This window comes from Streptomyces sp. NBC_00028, assembly GCF_045041065.1.
Taxonomy (GTDB): Bacteria; Actinomycetota; Actinomycetes; order Streptomycetales; family Streptomycetaceae; genus Streptomyces.
This window is the reverse complement of record NZ_CP108293.1, coordinates 6,513,707-6,538,701: the sequence shown is the minus strand read 5'-3', so window position 1 is coordinate 6,538,701 and position 24,995 is coordinate 6,513,707. Positions and strand designations below refer to the sequence as shown.

The 24,995-nt window shown below is 71.3% G+C and carries 20 protein-coding genes; 16 read left to right on the top strand and 4 right to left on the bottom strand.

What is annotated here, in order from left to right:
* Positions 1–66: 66 nt before the first annotated feature.
* Positions 67–603: an HNH endonuclease gene (locus OG885_RS29395; protein ID WP_031476758.1), complete on the bottom strand. Its 537-nt coding sequence runs from the start codon at positions 601–603 to the stop codon at positions 67–69.
* Positions 604–895: 292 nt separating this feature from the next.
* Between OG885_RS29395 and OG885_RS29390 the strand changes: the two genes are divergently transcribed.
* Positions 896–1,978: a mechanosensitive ion channel family protein gene (locus tag OG885_RS29390; protein WP_405737024.1), complete on the top strand. Its 1,083-nt coding sequence runs from the start codon at positions 896–898 to the stop codon at positions 1,976–1,978.
* Between the two features lie 1,027 nt (positions 1,979–3,005).
* Here OG885_RS29390 and OG885_RS29385 read toward each other — a convergent pair.
* Both OG885_RS29385 and OG885_RS29380 read right to left on the bottom strand, forming a co-directional pair.
* Positions 3,006–3,569, bottom strand: a complete 564-nt coding sequence (locus OG885_RS29385) for a hypothetical protein (RefSeq protein WP_405737021.1) — start codon at positions 3,567–3,569, stop codon at positions 3,006–3,008.
* The gene (locus OG885_RS29380) at positions 3,566–4,210 is read right to left on the bottom strand and encodes a hypothetical protein (RefSeq protein ID WP_405737018.1); all 645 of its coding nucleotides are present in this window, start codon (positions 4,208–4,210) and stop codon (positions 3,566–3,568) included. The genes OG885_RS29385 and OG885_RS29380 overlap by 4 nt, the downstream gene beginning before the upstream one ends.
* A 265-nt stretch (positions 4,211–4,475) precedes the next feature.
* On the opposite strand from OG885_RS29380, the gene OG885_RS29375 reads away from it, so the two are divergent.
* From OG885_RS29375 to OG885_RS29310, 14 genes are all read left to right on the top strand, one after another.
* Complete coding sequence (locus OG885_RS29375) at positions 4,476–5,309, top strand: hypothetical protein (RefSeq protein WP_405737015.1); 834 nt, start codon at positions 4,476–4,478, stop codon at positions 5,307–5,309.
* A gap of 182 nt (positions 5,310–5,491) precedes the next feature.
* On the top strand, positions 5,492–6,685 hold the full coding sequence (locus OG885_RS29370; protein WP_405737012.1) for an ROK family protein: 1,194 nt from the start codon (positions 5,492–5,494) through the stop codon (positions 6,683–6,685).
* Between the two features lie 43 nt (positions 6,686–6,728).
* Positions 6,729–8,063, top strand: a complete 1,335-nt coding sequence (locus OG885_RS29365) for an ABC transporter substrate-binding protein (RefSeq protein WP_405737010.1) — start codon at positions 6,729–6,731, stop codon at positions 8,061–8,063.
* A gap of 2 nt (positions 8,064–8,065) precedes the next feature.
* Entirely contained in the window at positions 8,066–9,007 is a 942-nt protein-coding gene (locus OG885_RS29360; protein WP_405737008.1) for a carbohydrate ABC transporter permease, read from the top strand.
* Positions 9,008–9,010: 3 nt separating this feature from the next.
* Entirely contained in the window at positions 9,011–9,904 is an 894-nt protein-coding gene (locus tag OG885_RS29355) for a carbohydrate ABC transporter permease (RefSeq protein ID WP_405737005.1), read from the top strand.
* Positions 9,905–9,911: 7 nt separating this feature from the next.
* Entirely contained in the window at positions 9,912–11,177 is a 1,266-nt protein-coding gene (locus OG885_RS29350; RefSeq protein ID WP_405737003.1) for a 6-phospho-beta-glucosidase, read from the top strand.
* On the top strand, positions 11,168–12,139 hold the full coding sequence (locus OG885_RS29345; RefSeq protein ID WP_405737000.1) for an N-acetylglucosamine kinase: 972 nt from the start codon (positions 11,168–11,170) through the stop codon (positions 12,137–12,139). The genes OG885_RS29350 and OG885_RS29345 overlap by 10 nt, the downstream gene beginning before the upstream one ends.
* Positions 12,140–12,463: 324 nt before the next feature.
* Positions 12,464–13,891: a hypothetical protein gene (locus OG885_RS29340; protein WP_405742923.1), complete on the top strand. Its 1,428-nt coding sequence runs from the start codon at positions 12,464–12,466 to the stop codon at positions 13,889–13,891.
* A gap of 14 nt (positions 13,892–13,905) precedes the next feature.
* On the top strand, positions 13,906–14,973 hold the full coding sequence (locus OG885_RS29335) for a glutamate ABC transporter substrate-binding protein (RefSeq protein ID WP_405736997.1): 1,068 nt from the start codon (positions 13,906–13,908) through the stop codon (positions 14,971–14,973).
* A 101-nt stretch (positions 14,974–15,074) separates the two neighbouring features.
* Positions 15,075–16,412, top strand: coding sequence for a hypothetical protein (locus tag OG885_RS29330; RefSeq protein WP_399956536.1), 1,338 nt, complete (start codon positions 15,075–15,077; stop codon positions 16,410–16,412).
* Positions 16,409–18,955 (top strand): tetratricopeptide repeat protein, encoded by a 2,547-nt coding sequence (locus tag OG885_RS29325; protein ID WP_405736995.1) that lies wholly within the window; start codon positions 16,409–16,411, stop codon positions 18,953–18,955. The genes OG885_RS29330 and OG885_RS29325 overlap by 4 nt, the downstream gene beginning before the upstream one ends.
* The gene (locus tag OG885_RS29320) at positions 18,956–20,308 is read left to right on the top strand and encodes a PP2C family serine/threonine-protein phosphatase (RefSeq protein ID WP_405736992.1); all 1,353 of its coding nucleotides are present in this window, start codon (positions 18,956–18,958) and stop codon (positions 20,306–20,308) included.
* Positions 20,309–20,411: 103 nt separating this feature from the next.
* Positions 20,412–21,758, top strand: coding sequence for a vWA domain-containing protein (locus OG885_RS29315; RefSeq protein WP_405736989.1), 1,347 nt, complete (start codon positions 20,412–20,414; stop codon positions 21,756–21,758).
* Between the two features lie 46 nt (positions 21,759–21,804).
* Positions 21,805–23,493: an FHA domain-containing protein gene (locus tag OG885_RS29310; RefSeq protein ID WP_405736987.1), complete on the top strand. Its 1,689-nt coding sequence runs from the start codon at positions 21,805–21,807 to the stop codon at positions 23,491–23,493.
* Between the two features lie 6 nt (positions 23,494–23,499).
* On the opposite strand, the gene OG885_RS29305 is transcribed toward OG885_RS29310, so the two are convergent.
* On the bottom strand, positions 23,500–24,489 hold the full coding sequence (locus OG885_RS29305) for a methyltransferase domain-containing protein (protein WP_405736985.1): 990 nt from the start codon (positions 24,487–24,489) through the stop codon (positions 23,500–23,502).
* A 69-nt stretch (positions 24,490–24,558) separates the two neighbouring features.
* Between OG885_RS29305 and OG885_RS29300 the strand changes: the two genes are divergently transcribed.
* Positions 24,559–24,963 carry a globin gene (locus tag OG885_RS29300; RefSeq protein ID WP_399956554.1) on the top strand — a complete coding sequence of 135 codons (405 nt, stop codon included), beginning with the start codon at positions 24,559–24,561 and terminating at the stop codon, positions 24,961–24,963.
* Positions 24,964–24,995: the final 32 nt, after the last annotated feature.

Genomic DNA, 24,995 nt, shown 5'->3' with positions numbered 1-24,995 from the left:
GGCACGGGGGACCCCCGGGGCACCGCGCGGCACCGGGCCGGGACAACACAAAGGCCCGGATCGTGGTCAGGCAGAGATGCCGTCGATCCGGGCCATCGCGTCTTCCGCGCCGTACGGCTGCAAGTACGGCAGCCAGCGCGGGTCCCTGTGGCCGGTCCCGATGATGCGCCAGGCCAGGCCGGTGGGTGGAGCGGGTTTGTGGCGCAGCCGCCAGCCGATCTCGAACAGATGTCGGTCGGCCTTCACGTGGTTGCAGCGGCGGCACGACGCCACCACGTTGTCCCACACGTGCTTGCCCCCGCGGCTGCGCGGGATGACGTGGTCGACGCTGGTTGCGACGCCACCGCAGTACATGCACCGGCCCCCGTCGCGGGCGAAGAGCGCGCGCCGGGTAAGAGGAACGGGCCCCCGATAGGGAACCCGGACGAATCGCTTGAGCCGGACCACGCTTGGTGCGGGGACTGTGACGGTTGCGCTGTGCATGAAGGCGCCGGACTCCTCGAGGCAGACGGCCTTGTTTTCGAGCACGAGGACGAGCGCGCGGCGGAGCGGTACGACGCCCAGTGGCTCGTACGACGCGTTGAGGACCAGGACATGCGGCACGGATGCCTCCTTGGGCGTCGGCGGCGCGTGGCTCGCGCCGGGACGATCTGTAGTCAGTCTCCCCTCATGCCTGGTGGAAGCGCCACCATCTCCCGGTAACGGGCTGGGAGTGTTTTCGACCACACCTGCGACCACTGCTTTCAGCATCCCCAGGTGAGCACGGTCTCTCCCTCGAACATGGCGACGATCCACACACGATGCACCGTTAGTGTGGTGGGCCTGCCGCCCGGTGACCTTTCCGTGACCTTGCCCGTACGCCGGGCGGCGGACGCTGCACCTGGAGGTACCTGCCGTGTCCTTGCCCGCCGTCCTACTGGCCGCGACCGCGACCCCGTCCCCCTCTCCCTCGGAGAGCCAGACCGCGACCGTCCCCTCGCTCCAGGACGCCCAGGAGAGCGCGACGAACGCCGCGAGCTGGGTCGAGCAGAACTGGTCGACCTGGCTGGCGATCGGTCTGCGCGTGCTGCTGATCCTGGTGATAGCGGCGGTGCTGAGAGTCGCCGTACGGCGGGCGATCACCAAGCTGATAGATCGCATGAACCGCACGGTCCAGGCGGTCGACGGCACCGCGCTCGGCGGCCTGCTGGTCAATGTCGAGCGGCGGCGCCAGCGGTCCCAGGCGATCGGTTCGGTGCTGCGCTCGGTGGCCAGCTTCATCATCATGGGCACCGCGGCCCTGATGATCCTCGGCACCTTCGAGATCAACCTCGCCCCGCTCCTGGCGTCGGCCGGTGTGGCGGGCGTGGCGATCGGCTTCGGCGCCCGCAACCTGGTCACGGACTTCCTCTCCGGCGTCTTCATGATCCTGGAGGACCAGTACGGCGTGGGCGACACGATCGACGCGGGAGTGGCCTCGGGCGAAGTGATCGAGGTGGGCCTGCGGGTCACGAAGCTGCGCGGCGACAACGGCGAGATCTGGTACGTCCGCAACGGCGAGGTCAAGCGCATCGGCAACCTCTCCCAGGGCTGGGCCACGGCCGGCGTCGACGTGACGGTCCGCTCGGACGAGGACCTGGACAAGGTGAAGGCGACGATCGACGAGGTCGCCGAGCGCATGAGCAAGGAAGAGCCCTGGAACGAGCTCCTGTGGGGCCCGATCGAGGTCCTGGGCCTCGACAGCGTCCTCCTGGACTCCATGATCGTGCGCGTCTCGGCGAAGACCATGCCGGGCAAGGCGCTCACCGTGGAGCGCGAACTCCGCTGGCGCGTCAAGCGGGCCTTCGACGCGGCGGACATCGACATCGTCGGCGGCCCGGTGGCAGTGCCCGACCCGGACCCCGCACCCGACCCCACCGCCGCCGTCGCGGCCCCCTCGGCCTACTCCAACACCGCCTCCCCCCAGGCCCAGGCAGCAACACCACTCACCCAGAAGTAGCCACCACGAGACAGGCGGCGCCCGGGGTCCCCCTGAGCGCCGCCTTCTGCCATCCCACTACGACACACCGACCGCGAACACCCCGCCCGAGCACCGCCCTCTGCCCTTCCACTACGGCACACCGGCCGCGGTCATCGCGCCTGGGCGCCGCCCTCTGCCACCCCGCTACGACATACCGGCCGTACGACACACCAGCCGCGAACACCCCGCCCGAGCACCGCCCTCTGCCACCCCGCTACAGCACACCGGCCGCGAACACCCCGCCTGGGCGACGCCCTCTGTCACTCCGCTACGGCACGCCGGTTGCGGTCATTCCGCCAAGGAGCACCGGCCCCCGTCATCCCGCCAGCACTGCCCTCTGCCCTTCCACTACGGCACACCGGCCGCGGTCATCGCGCCTGAGCACCGCCCTCTGCCACCCCGCTACAGCACACCGACCGCGAACACCCCGCCCGAGCACCACCCTCTGCCACCCCGCTACAGCACACCGACCGCGAACACCCCGCCTGGGCGACGCCCTCTGTCACTCCGCTACGGCACGCCGGTTGCGGTCATTCCGCCAAGGAGCACCGGCCCCCGTCATCCCGCCACCGGCCGCCCGCTGAGAAGCCGCACCACGACGCTCACCACCAACACCAGCGTCGTCGCATCCTCCGAGCGCCGAGCCACGACCGCGTCGGCCAGGCGACCCCAGGGCATCGCCCACACCCCCGACAGGCCGCCGACCAACGTCCTCCCGCGACAAGGTTGGCGGCCGAGCGGCGCACCACGACACCCGCCATCGGCAGCAGCGTCGACACCTACTCCGGGCCGGGCCGCCGAGCCACGGCCCCGTCAGCGCGGCAGCCCGGCCGGGGTGCTGGAACATCGCCCAGTCCCGTCGGCGGCGGCAGCCCGGCTGGCCCAGGGCGTCGCCCGCCGCCCCTTCGAGCCAGGTCGAGGCACCGGCGACGGGTGCGCGGTGATCAGGCCGGCACCCTCGTGAAGGCCCCCAGGACGGCCACGGTCCCGGCGTACACCTCGCCGATCACCCGCCCGCCCCCGTCAGCCCCAGTTCCCCCGCGACCTGGCACACCGCGACGAACGCCGTGCCTCTGCGCAGGCCCGCCACCCCGAGGTGGCCCTCGTCGGCGCGGAGGTCGACGAGGACCGTGCCGGTGGCCTGGTCGAAGGCGAGGGAGCCGTGGGCCGAGGAGGCGGAACGGCCCGCGCGCCACCGGAACCGGACCTCCTCCTGCCGGCCCTTCTCGGCGATCAGGAAGGCCCGCTCGGCGGAGTTCAACCGCTCCCGCATCCGTTCCGGCCAGCCGTCCGAGACGTCCGCCGGGCGCAGCAGATGCCTCTGCCGGTCGTCCAGGACCGCCGCGGAGAACGTGAGTCCGGCCGTCCGTGACCGGCGCCTGAGCCACCACCACACCAGCGCCGCCCAGACGAGGCTGACGGTGCCCCAGACCAGGACCGCGGACGCCGCCTCCTGGCCCAGGTTGGCCCAGGTGAACCCGTCGTCCACGAGCCCGGCGAGCAGTTGGACCGCCATCAGGGGCGACTGGACGGCCACGGCCGCCCGCCAGCACGCCAAGAGCAACTTCACGAGCCGTCTCCGCAGGCCAGGTTGTAGGCCTCGGTGATCCACCGCTCCTTGGTGCCGTGCTTGGCGGGGTCGTAGCCGCAGGCCAGTGAGGTAGTGGTGCCGCCGCGAAGGTAGGTGGAGACACTGCCGTAGACCCGGGTACGGGTGCCGTCCGGGCAGTCCACCGTGAAGCTGGCGTCCACGGCCCGGACCGCCTGGGCCGTCACGAAGACACCGGCGCCGTGGAAGTCGATACGGGCGTCCTCCTCCACGTCGGCGGACGTGGCGCCCGGCTTCGCCAGACCCGACGCGGACCAGTGCTTCAGCCGCTTCGCGAGCGAGGCATAGATCCGCCGGTCGGAGGGGCCCTCGCCGCTCGTCTCGATCCGCGGCTCCAACTCCCGCACCCGCTCAGGCGTGATGGTCACCCACCCGTCGCCCTTCCCGACCTCGACCGGCAGGGACACCGCGATGAGCGTCGGTTCCTTTGTGACCCGCCCCCACCGGATCTCCCCGCCCGCACACCCCACCGACGAAGCCTTGGGCGTCGTACGTGCCACGGCCGCCGAGTCGTCGCCCCCCACCCGGCACCCGCCCACGCCGAAACCCACGGCCGCGCACAACAGGACCGCGAGCACGGCACGTCGAGCCGAGTTGTTCACAGGGTTCCCCTCCCCTTCGTGTTCCGCAGTCGGATGAAAGAGCGGGAACCTGTGAAGAAAACACCCTCCACCTGCGAAAGGGCATGATCGTGATGAACTCGTGACGGCTCCGGGACCGGCCCCCGCACCCCACCCCCGAATTAATGATGTTCACAGCTCACCCGCATTCCCCCCACGTCCCCTCCCACCTAGGTTCGAGCCATCAGCGGGCCCTTGTTCTGGAGCTCAACGCCCAGGGGCCTGCTTCCGAAATGTGGGGAAACACATGAGAAAGCTCGCCATCGGCGCCGCCGTGACCGGCGCCCTGGCTCTGTCCGCGCTGGCCGTGCCCGCCGCACAGGCCGCCACGCCGGACCTCGTCTTCGCGGACGTGACCGTCAACAACGGCAAGGCGATCACCGTCGGCACCTCGAAGGAGGTGGAGGTCCCGGTGACGTACACCCTGACCCGCCCCTCCGATCTGACGATCGACTACAAGAACAACGCCGCCGGCGTCATGATCTACCGCGGCCGCCTCGCGACCTCCGAGAACGTGATCGAGGGTTCGTCCTCGCCGACCTGCACCACCACGGCGACGACCGACACCACGGTCACGGAGTCCTGCTCCGACACCTTCAGCATCGATCCCGAGTACGACCTCTTCGAGGCCGCGGACGCCACCACCTGGACGGTCGGCGGCTTCTACGGCCAGATCAACGCGGACGACGACGACTCGGACGACCACATCAGCCTCGAGTACGGCTACGCGGCCTGGGGCAACAAGGGCAGCGTCCAACTCAAGCGCGCCGCCAAGGTCACCGTCAACGCCTCGCCGGAGCCGGTGAAGAAGGGCAGGACCATCACGGTCACCGGCAAGCTGAGCCGCGCCAACTGGGAGACGGGCTCCTACTCCGCCTACACCTCGCAGAAGGCCACCCTCCAGTTCCGTGCCAAGGGCTCGGACACCTACAGCACCGTCAAGACGGTGACGTCCTCGAGCACCGGCGCCCTGAAGACGACCGTGACGGCGTCGAAGGACGGCTACTACCGATACGTCTTCGCGGGCACGACCACGACGGCGTCGGCGAAGGCGACCGGCGACTACATAGACGTCCAGTAGTCACAGCTCCCCCTCCCACCGCCCCGGCAGGTAACGACTCCGTTTCCCGCCGGGGCGGTTTCTTCTGCCCCTCTTGACTCCCCCTCGGTCCAGACCTATGTTCCTCGCATCCGATAGGAAACCTTCCTAACAGTCGTAATCCGTAGAGTCTGCTGCGGAACAGTCCCGGGAGAGGGGTACACATGGCCGGCACCCCGCGCACACTCCGCGCGATGAACGACCGCGCCGCCCTCGACCTCCTGCTGGAGCACGGGCAGCTGTCCCGCACCCGCATCGGCAAGCTCACCGGCCTGTCCAAGCCGACCGCGTCCCAGCTGCTGGCCCGGCTGGAGGCGGCCGGACTGGTACTCGCCGGCGGCACCACCGAGGGCAGGCCCGGCCCCAACGCCCAGCTGTACGAGGTGAATCCGGCCGCCGCCCACGCGGCCGGCCTCGACGTCACCCCCGAACGCGTCCTCGCCGCCGTCGCCGACATCACCGGCCGCACGGTCGGCTCGTACGAACTGCCCACCCCTGGCAGGCGGACCGGCACCCCGGTCGTCCAGCAGGTCACCGACGCCCTCGACGGCGCCGCGAAGGCGGCGGGCCTGGCCCGCGCCGACGTGCACCGCCTCGTCATCGGCACCCCCGGCGCCTTCGACCCCAACACCGGCCGACTGCGCTACGCCTCCCACCTCCCCGGCTGGCACACCCCGGCCCTCCTCGACGAGATCGCCGCCGCGCTGCCGATGCCGGTGGAGTACGAGAACGACGTCAACCTCGTCGCCGTCGCCGAACAGCGGCTCGGCGCGGCCCGCGGCCACGAGGACTTCGTCCTCCTGTGGAACGAGGGCGGTCTCGGCGCCGCGCTCGTCCTCGGCGGCCGGCTGCACCGCGGCTGGACCGGCGGCGCGGGCGAGGTCGGCTTCCTGCCGGTGCCGGGAACCCCGCTGGTACGGCAGGTCACCAAGGCCAACAGCGGCGGCTACCAGGAGCTGGCCGGTTCCCAGGCCATCCCCCGGCTCGCCCGCGAACTCGGCGTCGACGACATCCCGAGCGGCCCGTACGCCGAGGTCGCCGCCGCCCTCGTCGCCCGCGCCGCACACTCCGAAGACCCCGCCCACCGACAGCTGCTGGAGACGTACGCGACCCGCCTCGCCACCGGTCTGGCCTCGCTCGTCTCCGTCCTCGACCCCGAACTCGTCGTCCTGAGCGGCGCTTCCCTCACCGCCGGCGGCGAGCCGTTGCGCTCACTCGTCCAGTCCGAACTGGAGGAGCTGGCCGCGGCCCGCCCCCACCTCGTCGTCGGCGACGTATCCGAACAACCCGTGCTGCGCGGCGCGTTGGAGAGCGCGCTGGCGGCCACCCGCGACGAGGTCTTCGACACCTCGCGCTGAGCCCTCCTCTCATCCCCTTTCCCCGCCCCAGGGAGACTTCGCCATGCCCAACCGCGCCCGAACAGCGGCTTTTGCCCTGCTTTCCACCCTCGCCCTGATGACCACGGCGGCCTGTACCGGCCAGTCCACCTCCGGCGCCGACGACGACGCCAACGCCGAGACGACGATCAACTTCTGGCACGCCTGGAGCGCGCCCAACGAGGTGAAGGCGGTCAAGTCCCTGATCGCCGGCTTCGAGAAGGCGCACCCCAACATCCACGTCAACGTCGTCGGCAACATGACGGACGACAAGATCAACCAGGCGCTGCGCGCGGGCGGTTCCAAGGCGCCCGACGTGATCTCGTCCTTCACCACCAACGCCGTCGGCAAGTTCTGCTCCTCCGGCGCCCTGGTCGACCTCAACCCGTTCTTCGAGAAGGCGGGCGTCGACCCCGCCAAGACCTTCCCGACGGCGATGAACGAGTACACCCAGTTCGAGGGCAACCGCTGCACGGCCCCCCTGCTCGGTGACGCCTACGGCCTCTACTACAACAAGACCGCGTTCCAGAAGGCCGGCATCGCCTCCCCGCCGAAGACCTGGTCCGAATTCGAGGCCGACGCCAAGAAGTTGACGATCCCTCAGGGCGACAGCTTCAAGCAGCTCGGCTTCATGCCGAACTACCACGGCTGGGAGACCACGACCGAGCACTACATGGGTCAGTTCTCCCCGACGTACTTCGACAAGAGCGGCAAGTCGACGGTCGCGACGGACCCGGCGGTCGCCGCCGCCTTCACCACGCAGAAGAAGCTGGTCGACGAACTCGGCGGCTACACCAAGCTGGAGAAGTACCGCTCCAAGCTGGGCGACGAGTGGGGCCCCAAGCACCCCTTCCACACCGGCCAGGTGGCCATGCAGCTCGACGGCGAATGGCGCCTGGGCATGGCCCTGGAAGCGAAGCCCGACTTCGAGATCGGCGTGGCCCCGCTGCCCGTCCCGGACGACCGGGCCGACCAGTACGGCAAGGGCTACATCACCGGCACGATCACCGGCATCGCCGCCACCAGCAAGAAGCAGAACGCGGCTTGGGAGCTGGTCAAGTACATCACCACGGACACCGACGCGGTGGTGAACTTCTCCAACGCCATCCACAACGTGCCGTCGACCCTCGCCGCCCTGAAGTCCCCGAAGCTGAAGTACGACCCGCGCTTCAAGACGTTCCTGGACATCGCGGCGAACCCCGACTCCACGACCAGCCCCGCCTCTCTCAACGGCGGCGTGTACCTCACCACGATCCAGAACCTGGGCTACGACTACGAGAGCGGCAGGACCAAGGACCTCAAGGCGGGTCTGGCCGCCGCGGCCCGGCAGATCGACACGGACATCGCGCAGGCGAAGTAGCCATGAGCACCGTCACGTTGGCGTCAAAACGCCGCCGAGCGGCCCTCCGTACGGCCGCCTTCATGTCCCCCTGGCTGATCGGCTTCGCGGTCTTCTTCGCGTACCCGATGCTCTCGACCCTCTACTTCTCCTTCATGCACTACGACGGCTTCAGGCCGCCGACATGGAGCGGGACGAAGAACTGGACCTACGTCTTCGAGCACTACCCCTACTTCTGGCCGGCCCTGCGCAACACCCTGTGGCTGGTGGTGATCACGGTGACCCTGCGCGTCCTCTTCGGACTGGGCATAGGTCTCCTCATCACGAAGATCAGGACCGGCACGGGTGTCTTCCGCACCCTCTTCTACCTGCCCTACCTGGCCCCGCCGGTCGCGGCGACGATGGCCTTCGCCTTCCTCCTCAACCCCGGTACGGGCCCGGTCAACTCGATCCTGGAGAAGGTAGGCATCCCGGCCCCGGGCTGGTTCAACGACCCCAGCTGGTCCAAGCCGGCCCTGACCCTCCTGTTCCTGTGGGGCGTGGGCGACCTGATGGTCATCTTCATGGCCGCGCTGCTGGACGTACCGAAGGAGCAGTACGAGGCGGCGGAGCTGGACGGCGCCTCGTCCTGGCAGCGCTTCCGCTACGTCACGATCCCCAACATCTCCCCGATCATCATGTTCGCGGTGGTCACCGGGGTGATCGCGGCGATGCAGTGCTACACCCAGCCCCTCGTCGCCGGAAAGGTCGCCTCGGGCGTGATCCAGGGCGCGGGCACCATGTTCGAGCCCGGCTACCCGGAGAAGTCGACCCTCACCCTCCCCCAGCTCGTCTACAACCTGGGCTTCCAGCGCTTCGACTACGGCTCCGCCTGTGTGGTCGCCCTGGTCCTCTTCGCCCTCTCCATGGCCTTCACCGCGTTCCTGATGCGGCGCCGCGGCGGTCTGATCCAGGCAGGTGACTGACAGATGACCCAACTACTGGACAGGCCCGTGGAGTTGAAGGAGACGACCTCCCCGGCCGAACGCACGGCCCGCCGCAAGGCCCTCCTGGAGTGGATAGCGATCCACTCCCTGGGCATCGCAGCGGCCCTCTTCTTCACGCTCCCCTTCGTGTTCGTCTTCCTGACCTCGCTCATGAGCGACGACCAGGCCCTGAGCCGCGACCTGATCCCGCACACCTGGGAGTGGTCCAACTACCAGAAGGTCTTCGACACCCCGGGCTTTCTGACCTGGTGGAAGAACACGCTGCTCTACGCCGGCGCCGGCACCGTCCTCGTGGTCGTGTCGTCGATCCCCGTGGCGTACGCGCTGGCCAAGTTCCGCTTCCGGGGCCGCAACCTCTCCCTGATGCTGGTCATCTCGATGATGATGCTGCCGCCCCAGGTGGTGGTCATCCCGATGTACCTGTTCTGGGCGAAGCAGCTGGACCTCTCGGGCACCCTGTGGCCGCTGATCATCCCGCTCGCCTTCGGGGACGCGTTCTCGATCTTCCTCCTCCGCCAGTTCCTGATGACGATCCCGGGCGAGTACCTGGACGCGGCGAAGGTGGACGGCTGCGGCGATCTGCGCACCCTGCTGAAGGTCGTCCTCCCCATGGCGAAGCCGGGCATCGCCGCGGTGGCCCTCTTCCAGTTCTTCAACGCCTGGAACGACTACTTCGGCCCCCAGATCTACACCTCGGAGAACCCCGGTGCCTGGACCCTCAGCTACGGCCTGGAGTCCTTCAAGGGCGCCCATCACACCGACTGGAACCTGACCATGGCCGCGACCGTGCTGGTCATGGCCCCCGTGATCCTCGTGTTCTTCTTCGCGCAGAAGGCGTTCGTGGAGGGTGTCACGCTCACCGGAGTAAAGGGTTGAACACCGAATGAAACTCACCGTGGTCGGCGGAGGCTCGACCTACACCCCCGAACTCATCGACGGCTTCGCCCGCCTGCGGGACACCCTGCCCATCCAGGAACTGGTCCTGATGGACCCGTCCACCGAACGCCTGGACCTCATGGGCCCTCTGGCCCGCCGCATCTTCGCGCGCCTGGGCCACCCGGGCCGCATCACGACCACCTCCGACCTCGACGCGGCCGTGGAGGGCGCCGACGCGGTGCTTCTCCAGCTTCGCGTGGGCGGCCAGGCGGCCCGGCAGCAGGACGAGACCTGGCCCCTGGAGTGCGGCTGCGTGGGCCAGGAGACCACGGGAGCGGGCGGTCTCGCCAAGGCCCTCCGCACGGTCCCCGTAGTCCTGGACATAGCGGAACGGGTCCGCCGCACCAACCCGGACGCCTGGCTGATCGACTTCACCAACCCGGTGGGCATCGTCACCCGGGCCCTCCTCCAGGCGGGCCACAAGGCAGTCGGCCTGTGCAACGTGGCGATCGGCTTCCAACGCAAGTTCGCGGCCCTCCTGGACGTCGCCCCGTCCGAGATCCACCTGGACCACGTGGGCCTGAACCACCTCACCTGGGAGACCGGCGTACGGCTCGGCGGCCCCGACGGCAAGGACGTCCTGCCCGACCTCCTCGCGGCACACGGCGAGTCGATCGCCGCGGACCTCCACCTGCCCCCCACCCTGATCAACCGGCTCGGCGTGGTCCCCTCCTACTACCTGCGCTACTTCTACGCCCACGACGAGGTCGTACGCGAACTGCGCACCAAGCCGTCCAGGGCCGCCGAGGTAGCGGCGATGGAACAGGAACTGCTGCACCTGTACAGCGATCCCACCCTGGACGAGAAGCCGGCCCTGCTGGCCCGACGCGGCGGCGCCTACTACTCGGAGGCGGCCGTCGACCTGGCGGCGGCCCTGCTGAGCGGAGGGGGAAGCCCGTACCAAGTGGTGAACACACTCAACCGGGGCACCCTGCCCTTCCTGCCCGACGACGCCGTGATCGAGATCCAGGCGGCAGTCGACCGCAGCGGCCCCCGCCCCCTCCCCGTGACCGCCGTGGACCCGCTGTTCGCGGGGCTGACGGCACACGTCACCACCTACGAGGGCCTCGCCCTGGAGGCGGCCCTGCACGGCGGCCGGGACCGCGTCTTCAAGGCCCTCCTCGCCCATCCCCTGATCGCCCAGTACGAGTACGCCGAGACCCTCACCGACCGACTGATCGCACACAACCGGGAGCATCTCGCGTGGGCATGACGGCACGTGTCCTCGCGATAGACGCGGGCAACAGCAAGACGGACGTAGCCGTCCTGGCCCCCGACGGGACGGTCCTGTCGACCGCCAGAGGCGGCGGCTTCCGCCCCCACGCAGCAGGCACGGAGCAAGCCCTCGACACCGTGGCCGAAGCCGTGACCACGGCCTTCACCACCGCCGGAGTCACCACAGCCGACCACCTCTCGGCATGCCTGGCGAACGCGGACTTCCCCTTCGAGGAAGAACAGCTGACCACGGCCCTCCACGCCCGCGGCTGGGCCACCACCGTCAAGGTCCGCAACGACACCTTCGCCATCCTCCGCGCCGGCACCACCGAACCAAGAGGCGTGGCCGTGGTCTGCGGCGCCGGCATCAACTGCGTGGGCATGCGCCCCGACGGCCGCACCGCCCGCTTCCCCGCCCTCGGCCGGATCTCCGGTGACTGGGGAGGCGGTTGGGGCCTCGCGGAAGAGGCACTCTGGCACGCGGCAAGAGCGGAGGACGGCAGAGGAGAGCCGACCACCCTGACCCGCACCCTCCCCGCCCACTTCGGTCTCCCCTCCATGTACGCCCTGATAGAGGCCCTGCACCGGGAACACATAGAGCCCGCCCGCCGCCACGAACTGACCCCGGTCCTCTTCACCACGGCAGCGGCAGGCGACCCGACAGCCCGCACCCTGATAGACCGCATGGCCGACGAGGTAGCGACGATGGCGACGGTGGCCCTGACCCGCCTGGACCTACTGAACGAGGAGACGCCGGTGCTCCTGGGAGGCGGAGTCCTGGCCGCGGCCCACCCCCAACTGGACACCGGCATACGCAACTTGCTGTCCGCCCGCGCACCAAAAGCCGTACCCCAAGTGGTCACGGCGAGCCCGGTACTGGGCGCGGCACTCCTGGGCCTGGACGACGTAGGGGCTCCCGCGGCGGCCCAGAGGAGAACACGACAGCACTACGAACCCTGAACCGGCACCGGCACGGCGCGGCACCCGCGTTCGGACCCCCACGCAACCGAACCGCGCACAACGCGCACCCCCAACGCCCCGCAGCCTCCCACCGGGAACCGAACAGATTCCCGCCGCGTGTGAATGGGCAGGGGGTGTGCGGGGCGCTGTTCGGTGCCGGATTTCCGGCACCCACGCTGCGATCCGATCAAGATCCAGTGAAGGCCGGTGCGCATTGTCGGTCCCGGCAGCGATACTTGCGGCGACAGATGACCATGGGGGAGGTCAACAGTGACACACCCGCCGAAAAGCAGCGCGGCACCACCGAACACCGGCATGCCCACCATGCCGGCCGTACCACCGCAACAGGCCCCACAGGCGAACGGCACCCCCACCCCTGCCGCCGCCCCGTCCACCACGCCCACGCCCACCGCCGAGGAACCCCGCCGCACCGCGTTCGCGGAGGGCCTCGACCGCCTGCGCCACGCGGCCACCACCGAACCCGGCCGCCTGCGCATCATCGGCGCGTTCCTCGCCGCCCTCGTCATCGCGTTCGGCGCCGTCACGGCCTGGCAGACCGCGGACCGCGCCGCCGCGGCCGACGACGTCCTGCACAAGAGCCAGCCGCTCAGCAGCGCCGCGGCCGACATCTACCGCAGCCTCGCCGACGCCAACACCGCCGCCTCCAGCGGCTTCCTCGCCGGCGGCCAGGAGACGCCGACCTCCCGCGAGGTCTACGAGGAGGACATCGACAAGGCGGCCTCCGGTCTCGTCAAGGCCGCGGCGAACTCCGACCCCGACTCCCCGGCCGCGGCGACGGTCGCGAAGCTCAACCGTCTGCTCCCGGAGTACAAGGGCCTGGTGGAGCGCGCCCGCACCTACAACCGCCAGGGCTTCCCGGTCGGCGGCGCGTATCTGCGCTACGCCAACGACAAGATGCAGCACGACATGCTCCCGGCGGCGGAAGACCTCTACACCAGCGAGAACGAACGCCTGCGCGCCGACTACGACGACGCGACCCCGTACCCGTGGGCGGCGATCGCGCTCGGCGTCGTCGCGCTCGCCGCCCTCGCCTGGGCCCAGCACCGCAACTACCGCCGCACGAACCGGGTCATGAACCACGGCCTGGTGGCGGCGACAGCCACCGCGACCGTCGTACTCCTGTGGCTGGTCGTCGGCCACAGCATCGCCCGCGCGGGCCTGAACGACTCCTACGACCACGGCGTCCGCTCCCTCAACGTCCTGCACGACGCGCGTATCGCGTCGCTCAAGGCGAGGGGCAACGAGAACCTGACGCTGGTCGCGCGCGGCGCGGAGACCGTGACGGTCAAGAACGCGAAGGGCGAGGACGAGGTCAAGGACGCCTACGACAACACGTTCCAGCAGAACATGAAGACGCTCGGCGCGGGCCTCGCCGAGGCGGCGAAGCTGGCCGACGACAGCTCCGGCGAAAAGCCGGTCACCGCGGCGGAGAGCAACATGGTGGAGTGGCAGAAGCGCCACGCCACGGCCCGCGACGAGGACGACCGCGGCAACTACGAGGCGGCGCTGAACCGGGTCATCGGCCCCCAGAACGCGACGGGCGAGTGCTTCGACAGCGTCGACGACAATCTCGCCAAGGCGATCGCGCACGAGGAGTCCGAGTTCGAGCAGGCGGCCGGCGACGGCCTGGACGCGATGACGGGCCTGTCCGTGGGCGCGGCGGTACTCGCCGTCCTGGGCGCGGCCGGAGCGGTCCTCGGCATCGGCCGCAGGCTGTCGGAGTACCGGTGAGAGGGGGCGTGACGATGAACGTACGACGTCTGCGGGCCGGTCTGCGGGGCTGGGGCGGTGTGGCCGCGATGGCGGTGGTCTGCGTCCTCGCGCTCGCGTTCGTGCTGCTGCTGCCGCTGACGCAGTCGAAGGGCGCCGACGGCACCGCGACCGGCGGCCCCGGCGTGGCCCACGGCAGCCAGGCGCGGGCCGAGGACGACCCGTGTCAGGACCCGCAGATCAAGAAGGCGCCGGAGAAGCAGACCCTGTCGCCGTCGGGCGCGGACGGCGACACCATCAAGAAGATCAAGGCCCGGGTGGGCGACGAGCGCAAGCTGATCGTCGGCGTGGACCAGAACAGCTACCGCTGGGGCTACCGCAACCCGAACGCGGGCACCAGCGGCACGCTGGAGGGCTTCGACATCGACCTGGTGCACCGGATCGCCGAAGAGATACTCGGTGACCCGAACGCGGTGCTGTTCAAGGCGATCCCCACCAACCAGCGCATCCCGGCGCTCCAGGAGGGCCGGGTCGACATGGTGGTGCGCACGATGACCATCAACTGCGCGCGCCTGGGCCAGGTCGCGTTCTCCGCCCCGTACTTCAAGACCGGCCAGCAGGTCCTCGCCCCCAAGTCCTCGTCGATCAAGGGGTACGACGACACGCTCGCCGGCAAGCGGATCTGCACGGCGGAGGGTTCGACGGCCAACACCACGCTGACGGACGACCAGAAGGCGGGCCGGCTCACCGCGAAGGCGAAGATCGTCAAGCCGGTGCCCAACCAGCTGGACTGCCTGGTGCGGCTCCAACTCGGCGAGGTGGACGCGGTGGTGACGGACGGCGCGCTCGCCGCGAGCCAGGCGGCCCAGGACCCGACGGTCAAGCTGATGGGCGACCCGTTCACGACCGAGTACTACGGCGTGGCGATGAACCTGAAGGCGGACGATCTGGTACGCCGGGTCAACCAGATCCTGGCGGACTACCGCAAGGACACCGCGGACGGCTGGCAGACGTCGTACGACAAGTGGCTCTCGGCGACACTGGACAAGGACTCCGCGAAGTCCAAGCCGCCGACACCGGCGGAGTACCTCCGCACGAGCTGAGACGGACACAGGCAGACACAGACAGGCACCGACGGGCACCTGAACGGCGAGCACGGCGAGCAACCACCCCCAACAACCAGACCAGCAGCGAGAGGTGATCGATGGGCGTCACGGGACCCCCCGCCGGGCCGGTGATGGACCGGGACGAGGTGGACCGTGCGCTGGCGCGGCTCGGCGCGGAGTACGAGGCGATCGAGACCTCGCTCCTCGCCCTGCAGGACCACTCCGGCCGCAGGCTCCTGGAGGGCGCCGCGCTCACGGGCGTCACCAGGGAGCGCTGGACGGCCGCGGAGGCGTCCATCACGCTGCTGTGGGCGTACTTCGACGCGTACACGGACGCGTTGCGTACGGCCCGCACCATCCGCTCCCGCCGCCGCTGGTCCAGCCGTGAGGACCTGGTGGAGCTGACGGAGCTGCTGCGCGGCTCGTCGGTGACAGTGGCGGGCAGCGCGACGGCGACGGCCAACGCGCCGACGCTGCACGGTAATTCCGGCAAGCTCAGCGAGCAGTTCAGCCTCGCCGCGCTCGTCGACCGGATGAACGAGCTGTACGCGACCTCGCTCGACATGGTCGTCGCCGCCGACGCCGTCTGGTCGGCGCTGCCCGCGCGGATAGATTTACTGGCCGCGGAGCTCCAGCGCACCCGTAAGCTCGCGCACTCGGTGGGCGTCCGCCCGGGCGAGCACCCGGCGGGCGACGACCTGGAACGCATCACGCGCACCCTGACGACCCTGCGCGAGCAGGTGGTCTCCGACCCGCTGGCCTACTGGAACCCCACCCCGGGCAGTTCGGCACCGGGCGGCGGGCGTCCCGACACCACGGTGTACGACCGGGAGGCCCGCGCCCTGGAGGACGTACGCCGGGAGATCGACGCGGTGCTGACGGTCCGCCAGGACGCGGAGCAGCGGCTGGTCCGGCTGCGTGACGTGCTCTCCCGCGCGGACCGCACGCTCGCCGAGGCCCGTACCGCGCGCGGTGAGGTGCTGGCGAAGATCGCGGCCACCGAGGTGCCGGTCGTCAGCGGGCCGCCGACCGTGCTGCAGGAGCAGCTGGCGACGGCCGCCGAGTACCGCAGACACGCCCAGTGGCACCGCCTGTCCCCGCTCCTTGAGTCCCTGGAGCAGAAGGCGGAGGACGAACTGCTGCGCGCCCGCGAGTCGTTGACCGCGGTCACCCAGCCGCTGGCGGTCCGCGCGGAGCTGCGTGGCCGCCTCGACGCGTACAAGGCGAAGGTCGCCCGGCACGGGCTCGCCGAGGACCCGTTCCTGATCGAGCGGTACGACGCGGCGCGCCGCATGCTGTGGAGCGCGCCCTGCGATCTGCGCGTCGCCGAACAGGCCGTGCTGCGCTACCAGCACGCGGCCGCCGAGCTGCTCCGCGCGCCGCGGGTGCCGGAGCAGAGCGGTCCTGAGGACCGTAGGGGGGAGGCCCAGTCATGACTCAGGCAGCACAGCAGACCTGTCAGCGGCCCAGCTGCGGCGGGTCGTACGAGGATGTCGGCGGCGGTGAGCTGTACTGCGACACCTGCGGACTCGCGCCGGTGGTGTCAGCGACCGGCATGGTGGGTTCCCCGCCGACCGGGATCACGGGCGGCGGCAGGGGCTCACGCGGTTCGGGCAGCGCCGGTTCACGCTCCGGCGGCAGCCGCAGCACGTCCCGCAGCACCTCGCAGTCGTCGAAGTCCCGGCGCTCCGTGTCGGGCCGCCTCTCGCGTGCCCTGTCGGGCCGGTCGACGAGCCGGTCGGTGTCGGTGCGCAGCTCGGGTTCCGGCACCGGGGCGAGCAGCCGGGGCCGGCTGGGCGCCGGTCTGGTCGAGGTGCCGGGCGTCCCGCGTCCCGATCCGCGCGAGATGGTGCTGGAGAACCCCGAGGTCCCCGAGCGCAAGCGGTTCTGCTCCCGGTCGGACTGCGGGGCGCCGGTGGGCCGGGCGCGCGGCGAGCGGCCGGGGCGCACGGAGGGCTTCTGCACCAAGTGCGGCAACCCGTACTCGTTCGTCCCGAAGCTGGCGTCCGGCGACATCGTGCACGGCCAGTACGAGGTCGTGGGTTGTCTGGCGCACGGCGGCCTCGGCTGGGTCTACCTGGCCGTCGACCGCGCGGTCTCGGACCGCTGGGTGGTCCTCAAGGGTCTGCTCGACACCGGCGACCAGGACGCGATGGCGGCGGCGATCTCCGAGCGGCGCTTCCTCGCGGAGATCGAGCACGCCAACATCGTGCGGATCTACAACTTCGTGGAGCACCTCGACCAGCGGACGGGTTCGCTGGACGGGTACATCGTCATGGAGTACGTGGGCGGCAAGTCCCTCAAGGAGATCGCCAACGGCCGCCGCACCCCGGCCGGCAAGCGCGACCCGCTCCCGGTGGAACAGGCCTGCGCGTACGGCATCGAGGCCCTGGAGGCGCTCGGCCACCTCCACAGCCGCAACCTCCTCTACTGCGACTTCAAGGTCGACAACGCCATCCAGACCGAGGACCAGCTCAAGCTCATCGACATGGGCGCGGTCCGCAGGATGGACGACGACGAGTCGGCCATCTACGGCACGGTCGGCTACCAGGCGCCCGAGGTCGCCGAGGTCGGCCCGTCGGTGGCGTCCGACCTGTACACGGTCGCCCGCACGCTCGCCGTCCTCACCTTCGACTTCCAGGGCTACACGAACGTCTTCGTGGACTCCCTGCCCGACCCCGACAACATCGAGGTCTTCCGCCAGTACGAGTCCTTCTACCGCCTCCTGGTCCGCGCCACCGACCCCGACCCGGCCCGCCGCTTCGCCTCCGCCCAGGAGATGGCCGAGCAGCTGACCGGTGTGCTGCGCGAGGTCGTCTCGCTCCAGACGGGCCGGGCGCGGCCCGCGCTGTCGACGCTGTTCGGTCCCGAACTGCGGGTGACGGACACGGAGTTGTTCCCGAAGCTGGACGGGGAGGTGTCACGGCTGGGGGCGCGGGTGGTCGTTCCGCGGCGTCGGCCGTCCGGCACCCCCGCGCTCGCGTCCGCCGCCGTCGCCGGGGGCGGCGGCGCCGTCCCGACGCTCGGGAGCGTGGTGGCGCTGGTCAAGCCGGTCGGGACGCCGGCCGCGGCGCTGGCGCTTCCCGTTCCGCGGGTCGATCCCGCCGATCCCAACGCCGGTTTCCTCGCCGGGCTCATGGCGACCGCCGCGGCGGAGCTGCTGGGGGCGCTCGCCGCCGCGCCGGCCCCGTCGGTCGAGACGCGGTTGCGGCAGATCCGGGCGTGGCTGGAGAACGGCGACGCGCACACCGCGCTGGAGGCGCTGGCCCGGGTGGAGGACGAGCGGCCCGACGACTGGCGGGTGGTCTGGTACCGCGGGGTCGCCGCCCTGGTCACCGGGGACCACGAGGCCGCCGCGCTCGCCTTCGACGCGATCTACGACGCTTTCCCCGGCGAGCCCGCGCCGAAGCTGGCGCTCGGCCTGTGCGCGGAGGTGCTGGGCCAGCTGGACAACGCCGCCGAGTACTACCGGCTGGTCTGGGCCACCGACCCCAGCTATGTGAGCGCCGCGTTCGGGCTCGCGCGGGTCCAGCTCGCGGCCGGGGACCGTCGTAGCGCCGTGGGGACACTGGAGTCGGTGCCGGAGAGCTCCATCCACTACACCGCCGCCCGCGTGGCCGCCGTACGGGCCCGGCTGCGTCAACGCACGCCCGGCGCAGGTGACGTACCGTTCCTTGACGACCTCACCGCAGCCGCGGGGCAGGTCGAGGCGCTGGACGCGTACGGGCTGGATCCGGCACGCCGGGAGCAGTTGTCCGCCGAAGTCCTCGGCTGCGCCCTGGACTGGGTACTCTCCGGTGGCCGGGGCGCCGACCCGACGGCCCGTCGGGTGCTGCTCGGCAGCGAACTGGACGAGCGGGGACTCCGCTTCGGCCTGGAGCGTTCGTACCGCACGCTGGCCCGGCTCGCGCGGGGCGGCGAGGAGAGGATCGACCTGGTGGAACGTGCCAACCGTTACCGCCCCCGGACGTGGGTGTAGTTGATGTCGCAGATGCCCCAGCAGGCCGCCCTGACGAACTGCCCGAGCTGCGAGGAGCCGCTCGAGTCGGGTGACCGCTTCTGCGGTGCGTGCGGATACGACCTGTCCGCCGTACCGGCCCGCCCGGACGACCACCCGACGCTGGCCGTGAACGGCTCGGCGCCGGTGTCCGCGCCGTCACCGGCAGCGGACGGGGGCACCCCCTGGCCGGCCGCGCACGAGCCCGCCGGCGCCGACACCCCGCCGGCGACCCATCTTCCGGCGGACCTGACGGGCATCGACTCCGGCGGCCACGACCTGGCCGCGCCGCCCCCGAGCGGCTCCCCCGTCTCCCCGGCCTCCGGGGTGCGCTTCGACCGGCCGTCGGAGCCGGACGAGTACCCGCTTCAGGCGCCGGACCCGCGGGTGACCGCCGAGACGCCGACCCCGGCGGAGGGCGTCAAGGTGTGCGTGGCCTGCCGCGCGGGCCGTGTCGACCACGACGGCTACTGCGAGAACTGCGGGCACGCCCAGCCCCGCGAGCGCGACCACATGGAGCAGGAGTGCGGCCCGATGGCGGCCGTCAGCGACCGCGGTCTGCGCCACCACCGCAACGAGGACGCGTTCGCCGTCGGCACCGCCGCCCTGCCCGACGGTTCGCCCGCCTCCGTGGCGATCGTCTGCGACGGCGTCTCCTCGGCGACCCGCCCCGACGACGCCTCCCTCGCCGCGTCCCGGGCGGCGAGCGAGTCCCTGCTGGCCGCCCTCGCGCGCGGCACCCACCCGCAGCAGGCGATGCACGACGCGATCGTCGCCGCCTCCCGCGCGGTCAACGCCCTGGCCGCCGAACCGCAGACGGCCCGTGAGCACGCCCCCCACCAGAACGCCCCGGCCTGCACGATCGTCGGCGCCGTGGTGACGTCGGGACTGCTGGTCGTCGGCTGGGTCGGCGACAGCCGCGCCTACTGGGTGCCGGTGGACCGCACCGCGCTGCCGGCCCGGCTCACCGAGGACGACTCGTGGGCCGCGCAGATGGTCGCGGCGGGCCTGATGAACGAGGCGGAGGCGTATGCCGACGAGCGCGCCCACGCGATCACCGGCTGGCTCGGCGCGGACGCCTACGAACTGGAGCCGCACACCGCTTCCTTCAAGCCGGACCGGCCGGGTGTAGTGGTGGTGTGCACCGACGGACTGTGGAACTACGCGGAGGCCGCGCAGGACATGGCCGAGGCCGTACCGCTCGATGCCGCCGTGCGCCCCCTGCACGGCGCGCAGGTCCTGGTCGGTCACGCCCTGGACGGCGGGGGCCACGACAACGTAACAGTGGCCCTCGTGCCGTTCCCCGCCCCTTCGCAGGGGGCAGGATCGGCCTGAGGCCGATTCGTACGGGGAATGCCTCGCAGGACCGGAGGGGACCGGTCCGCACACAGTCGCACGCCCTGCAACCGCGGGGTTCTCAAGGGGGATTCGATCAGGCATGGCCAATTTCTCGAAGTCCAACGTGCCGCAGTTCTCGGTCGACGTGTACCAGAACGAGTACCTGCCGGAGGGTGGCCGCGAGGTCAACGCGATCGTCACGGTGAGCGCGACCGGCGGCGGCACCATCGGGAGCGCGGTCGCCGCGCCCCATCTCTACACGCCGGGTCAGGGCCCGGACGCGGCCGTGGCGATCATGGTCGACTGTTCCGGGTCGATGGACTACCCGCCGACCAAGATGCGCAACGCCCGTGACGCCACGGCCGCGGCCGTCGACACCCTGCGCGACGGGGTGCACTTCGCGGTGATCGGCGGCACCCATGTCGCCAAGGAGGTGTATCCGGGCGGCGGACGACTCGCGGTCGCCGACGCCACCACCCGCGACCAGGCCAAGCAGGCCCTGCGCAAGCTCAGTGCGGGCGGCGGCACCGCCATCGGCACCTGGCTGCGGCTCGCCGACCGGCTGCTGTCCTCGGCGGACGTCACCATCCGGCACGGCATCCTGCTCACCGACGGCCGCAATGAACACGAGTCACCCGAGGACCTCAAGGCGTCCCTCGACTCCTGCGCCGGACGTTTCACCTGTGACGCCCGGGGCGTGGGCACCGACTGGGAAGTGAAAGAAGTCACAGGCATCGCCTCCGCCCTGCTCGGCACGGCGGACATCGTCGCCGACCCGGCCGGACTCGCCGCCGACTTCACGCAGATGATGGAGGCGGCGATGGGCAAGGAGGTCGCGGACGTCTCCCTGCGGGTGTGGACACCGGTCGGCACGACGATCAGGTTCGTGAAGCAGGTCGCGCCCACCGTCGAGGAGTTGACCGACCGCCGCACCGAGGCGGGCCCGCGTGCCGGGGACTACCCCACCGGCTCCTGGGGAGACGAGTCCCGTGACTACCACGTCTGCGTGGAGGTGCCGGTCGCCCATCTCGGCCAGGAGATGCTGGCCGCCCGGGTCTCCCTCGTGATCCCCCAACCCGACGGCACCGCACAGAACTTGGGCGCCCAGGGACTGGTGCGGGCGGTGTGGACCGACGACATGGTCGCCTCGACGTCGATCAACCCCCAGGTCGCCCACTACACCGGCCAGGCCGAACTGGCACAAGTCATCCAACAGGGTCTCGACCTTCGCAAAGCGGGCGATATGGATGGAGCAACGTCCAAACTGGGCCGGGCCGTTCAGCTCGCAAGCGCTTCCGGCAACGCCGATACTGCGAAACTGCTTGCGAAGGTGGTGGACGTGGTCGATGCCGCGACAGGTACTGTGCGGTTGAAGGCGAAGGTCGCGGAGGCGGACGAGATGACTCTCGAGACCCGGTCCACAAAGACTGTTCGTGTAAAGAAGTGACGACCAGAAGCAGAAGTTCCCTTACGTGAGAGGGGGAAGCGCCGACATGCCGACCTGCCCGAACGGACACCAGTCGGGTTCCGACGACTGGTGCGAGGTCTGCGGTCACCGCATGGCCGGTGCCGTGCCTCCGCCCCCTCCCCCGCCGCCCCCCGGCGGCGGCTACGGCTTCCCGCCGCCCCCGCCGGGCGCCGGCGGCCAGCAGGGACGCAACCACCTGTCCGCCGTACCGGACCCCGAGCCGGAGCTCTGCCCGCAGTGCCGCACGCCCCGTGAGGGCGGTGCGCCCTTCTGCGAGGAGTGCCGGTGGAACTTCCTGACGAACACGGCGACCTCGTACACCCCGGCCGCCCCGCGCCCGCCGGCCCCCGGCCCGGGCGTCCGCTTCCAGGGCCCGCCGCCGGGTCAGTCGTACGGCGGTGGCGGTGACTCGTACGAGTACCAGGGCTCCCGCCCCTCCCAGATGAACCGTCCCGCCGAGCCGATCCCGCCCTTCGGCGGCGACCCCTCGGGCCCGCCCCCGCCGCCCGGCCAGGGTGGCCCCGGCGGACCCGGTGGGCCCGGCGGCTTCGGCGGCCCCGGTGGCGGTCCCGGCGGCCCCGGCCCGTTCGGTGGACCTGGCGGCCCCGGCGGTCCTGGTGCTCCCGGCGGACCCAACGGTCCCGGTGGTTATGGCACCCAGGGCGGCCCCGGCGGGCCGAACGGACCCGGCGGCTTCGGTACGCAGGGCGGTCCCGGTGGACCTGGTGGACCGAACGGTCCCGGTGCCTTCGGTACCCAGGGCGGCCCTGGTGGCCCCGCGGGTCCCGGTGGTCCCAACGGCCCTGGCGGCTTCGGCGGCCCGGGCGGTCCCGGCGCGCCCGGCGGCTTCGACGGCCAGCGCGGACCCGGCGGCCCGGGCGGCCCCGGCGGCTTCGACAGCCAGCGCGGCCCTGGTGGACCCGGCGGCTTCGACGGCCAGCGCGGACCCGGTGGGCCTGGTGGGCCTGGTGGGCCCAACGGCCCCGGCCCCTCGCCCTTCGGCGGCGACCCCTCCCGTCCGGTGCCGCCCCCGCCCGGTCCCACGCCTCCCGCGGGCCCCGGCGGACCTGGTGGCCCCGGCGCCCCGTCGGCGTTCTCGCCGTCCGGCCAGGCCGCCCCGCCCGCCTTCCCGCAGGAGACGAACCGGCCGCAGCCCGGCGGTCCGTCCTTCGGCGGCGGCGAGGACGACTGGGTGATCTCCCCGCCGTCCGCCGGCGGACCCGGCGGACCCGGCGGCTATGGCTACCCGCAGCCCGGCTCCACCCAGGCCCCGCCCGGCCCCGGCTACCAGCAGCAGTCCGCCGGACCGGCGACCTGGACCGCGACCATCGGCCCGGACCGCGAGTACTTCATGGCGATGATGCAGCGCTCCGGCCCCGAGGCCGCGGGCCTCAACCTGCCCGCGTACTCGCCCGAGCAGCAGCGCACCCTCACCGGCAACCAGATCACCATCGGCCGCCGCCGGCACTCCACCGGCGACACCCCCGACATCGATCTGTCGGTGCCCCCGGAGGACCCGGGCGTCTCACACCAGCACGCCGTGCTGGTGCAGCAGCCCGACGGCTCGTGGGCGGTCGTCGACCAGAACTCGACGAACGGCACGACGGTCAACGGCGCGGAGGAGCCCATCCAGCCCTTCGTCCCGGTGCCGCTCCAGGACGGCGACCGGGTCCACGTGGGCGCCTGGACGACGATCACGGTCCGGCGCGGATAGACCCCGTCAGGGCAGTCGGAGGGGCCAGGTGTACGGCCCCTCCGGGTCGTCCAGCCACGCCCACTCGTCCCCGCCGCTCACCGTGATGCCGTACCGCTGCCGCAGTGGCCTGCCCTCCCGCTCCCAGAGCTGATACGCCTCCTGCGGATCGAGGCTGCCCCGGCTGAGCGTCAGCAGGAACCGGTACAGCTCGTGCTCGCGCGCCGCGCGCGGCACCCCGCTCGGCGAGCCGGGCTCCGGCTCCGAGCGCCCTTCGCCGCGCAGCGGCACGAAGTAGGCGGGGGTGTGCAGGAAGCGTCCGTCGGCGTGCCCCGTGCCCCGTACGGTCAGCGCGACCAGGCCGGTGGCCAGCGGGGTCAGGATGCGGGCGCCCGGGCGGCACTGGGCGACCCAGGCCGCCGGGATCGAGGTGAGCGCGCAGGTCGCGATGATCCGGTCGAAGGGGGCGCGCTCGGGCACCCCGCGGGCGCCGTCGCCGGTGACGACGACCGGGTGGTGGTCGGCGGCGGCCAGATGCCGCCGGGCGGCCTCGGTGATGTCCGGCTCCAGATCGATGGTGGTGACGAGATCGTCGTCGCCGAGGCGGTGGGCGAGCAGCGCCGCGTTGTATCCCGTACCGGCGCCGATCTCCAGGACCCGGTCGCCGTCCGCCACCTCCAGCGCGGTCAGCATCATCGCCATGAGGGAGGGCTGGCTGCTGGAGGAGAGCAGTTCGCCGTCGCGCAGCCGGGTGGCCAGCGGGGCGTCGGCGTAGGCACCGCGCACCCAGCGTTCCCGGTCGTGCGCGTCGGGGCTCTCGACCCACCTGCGCTCGTGGCCGCCCATGACGCCGACGTAGTAGTACGGCACGAACAGATGCCTCGGTACGGCCGTGAAGGCCTCCCGCCACACCGGGTCGTCCGCCCAGGCCCCGCTCGCGTCGATCCGGTCCACGAGCTCGGCCCGGGCCTCGGCGGCGAGTTCTTCCAGGTCCTTGTGGAGAGCGTGCGCACCCATACCTCCACTGTCCTGCGGAAGGGTCCTAAGCCCCAAGTCCTGGTTCCCTCCGTCTGAGACGATGGAGCGGTGAAAGAGATTCGGCGCGGCACGCTTCAGACGGAGACCTTCTACGAGCAGGTCGGTGGGGAGGAGACCTTCCGCCGCCTCGTCCACCGTTTCTACGAGGGTGTGGCCGAGGACCCGCTCCTGAAGCCCATGTATCCGGAGGAGGACCTGGGTCCGGCCGAGGAGCGGCTGACGCTGTTCCTCATCCAGTACTGGGGCGGTCCGACGACGTACAGCGACAACCGCGGCCATCCCCGGCTGCGGATGCGGCACGCCCCGTTCCAGGTGGACCGGGCGGCGCACGACGCCTGGCTGAAGCACATGCGGGTCGCCGTCGACGAGCTCGGCCTGTCCGAGGAGCACGAGCACACGCTGTGGAACTACCTGACGTACGCGGCGGCGTCGATGGTGAACACGGAGGGCTGATCCCCTCCGAGCGCCGCTGAGTCCCGAATTCC

Coding starts and splice junctions, on each gene's coding strand:
- OG885_RS29375 (WP_405737015.1), top strand. CDS start 4,476: ATGAGAAAGCTCGCCATCGGCGCCGCCGTGACCGGCGCCCTGGCTCTG.
- OG885_RS29370 (WP_405737012.1), top strand. CDS start 5,492: ATGGCCGGCACCCCGCGCACACTCCGCGCGATGAACGACCGCGCCGCC.
- OG885_RS29365 (WP_405737010.1), top strand. CDS start 6,729: ATGCCCAACCGCGCCCGAACAGCGGCTTTTGCCCTGCTTTCCACCCTC.
- OG885_RS29360 (WP_405737008.1), top strand. CDS start 8,066: ATGAGCACCGTCACGTTGGCGTCAAAACGCCGCCGAGCGGCCCTCCGT.
- OG885_RS29355 (WP_405737005.1), top strand. CDS start 9,011: ATGACCCAACTACTGGACAGGCCCGTGGAGTTGAAGGAGACGACCTCC.
- OG885_RS29350 (WP_405737003.1), top strand. CDS start 9,912: ATGAAACTCACCGTGGTCGGCGGAGGCTCGACCTACACCCCCGAACTC.
- OG885_RS29340 (WP_405742923.1), top strand. CDS start 12,464: ATGCCGGCCGTACCACCGCAACAGGCCCCACAGGCGAACGGCACCCCC.
- OG885_RS29335 (WP_405736997.1), top strand. CDS start 13,906: ATGAACGTACGACGTCTGCGGGCCGGTCTGCGGGGCTGGGGCGGTGTG.
- OG885_RS29330 (WP_399956536.1), top strand. CDS start 15,075: ATGGGCGTCACGGGACCCCCCGCCGGGCCGGTGATGGACCGGGACGAG.
- OG885_RS29325 (WP_405736995.1), top strand. CDS start 16,409: ATGACTCAGGCAGCACAGCAGACCTGTCAGCGGCCCAGCTGCGGCGGG.
- OG885_RS29315 (WP_405736989.1), top strand. CDS start 20,412: ATGGCCAATTTCTCGAAGTCCAACGTGCCGCAGTTCTCGGTCGACGTG.
- OG885_RS29310 (WP_405736987.1), top strand. CDS start 21,805: ATGCCGACCTGCCCGAACGGACACCAGTCGGGTTCCGACGACTGGTGC.
- OG885_RS29305 (WP_405736985.1), bottom strand. CDS start 24,489: ATGGGTGCGCACGCTCTCCACAAGGACCTGGAAGAACTCGCCGCCGAG.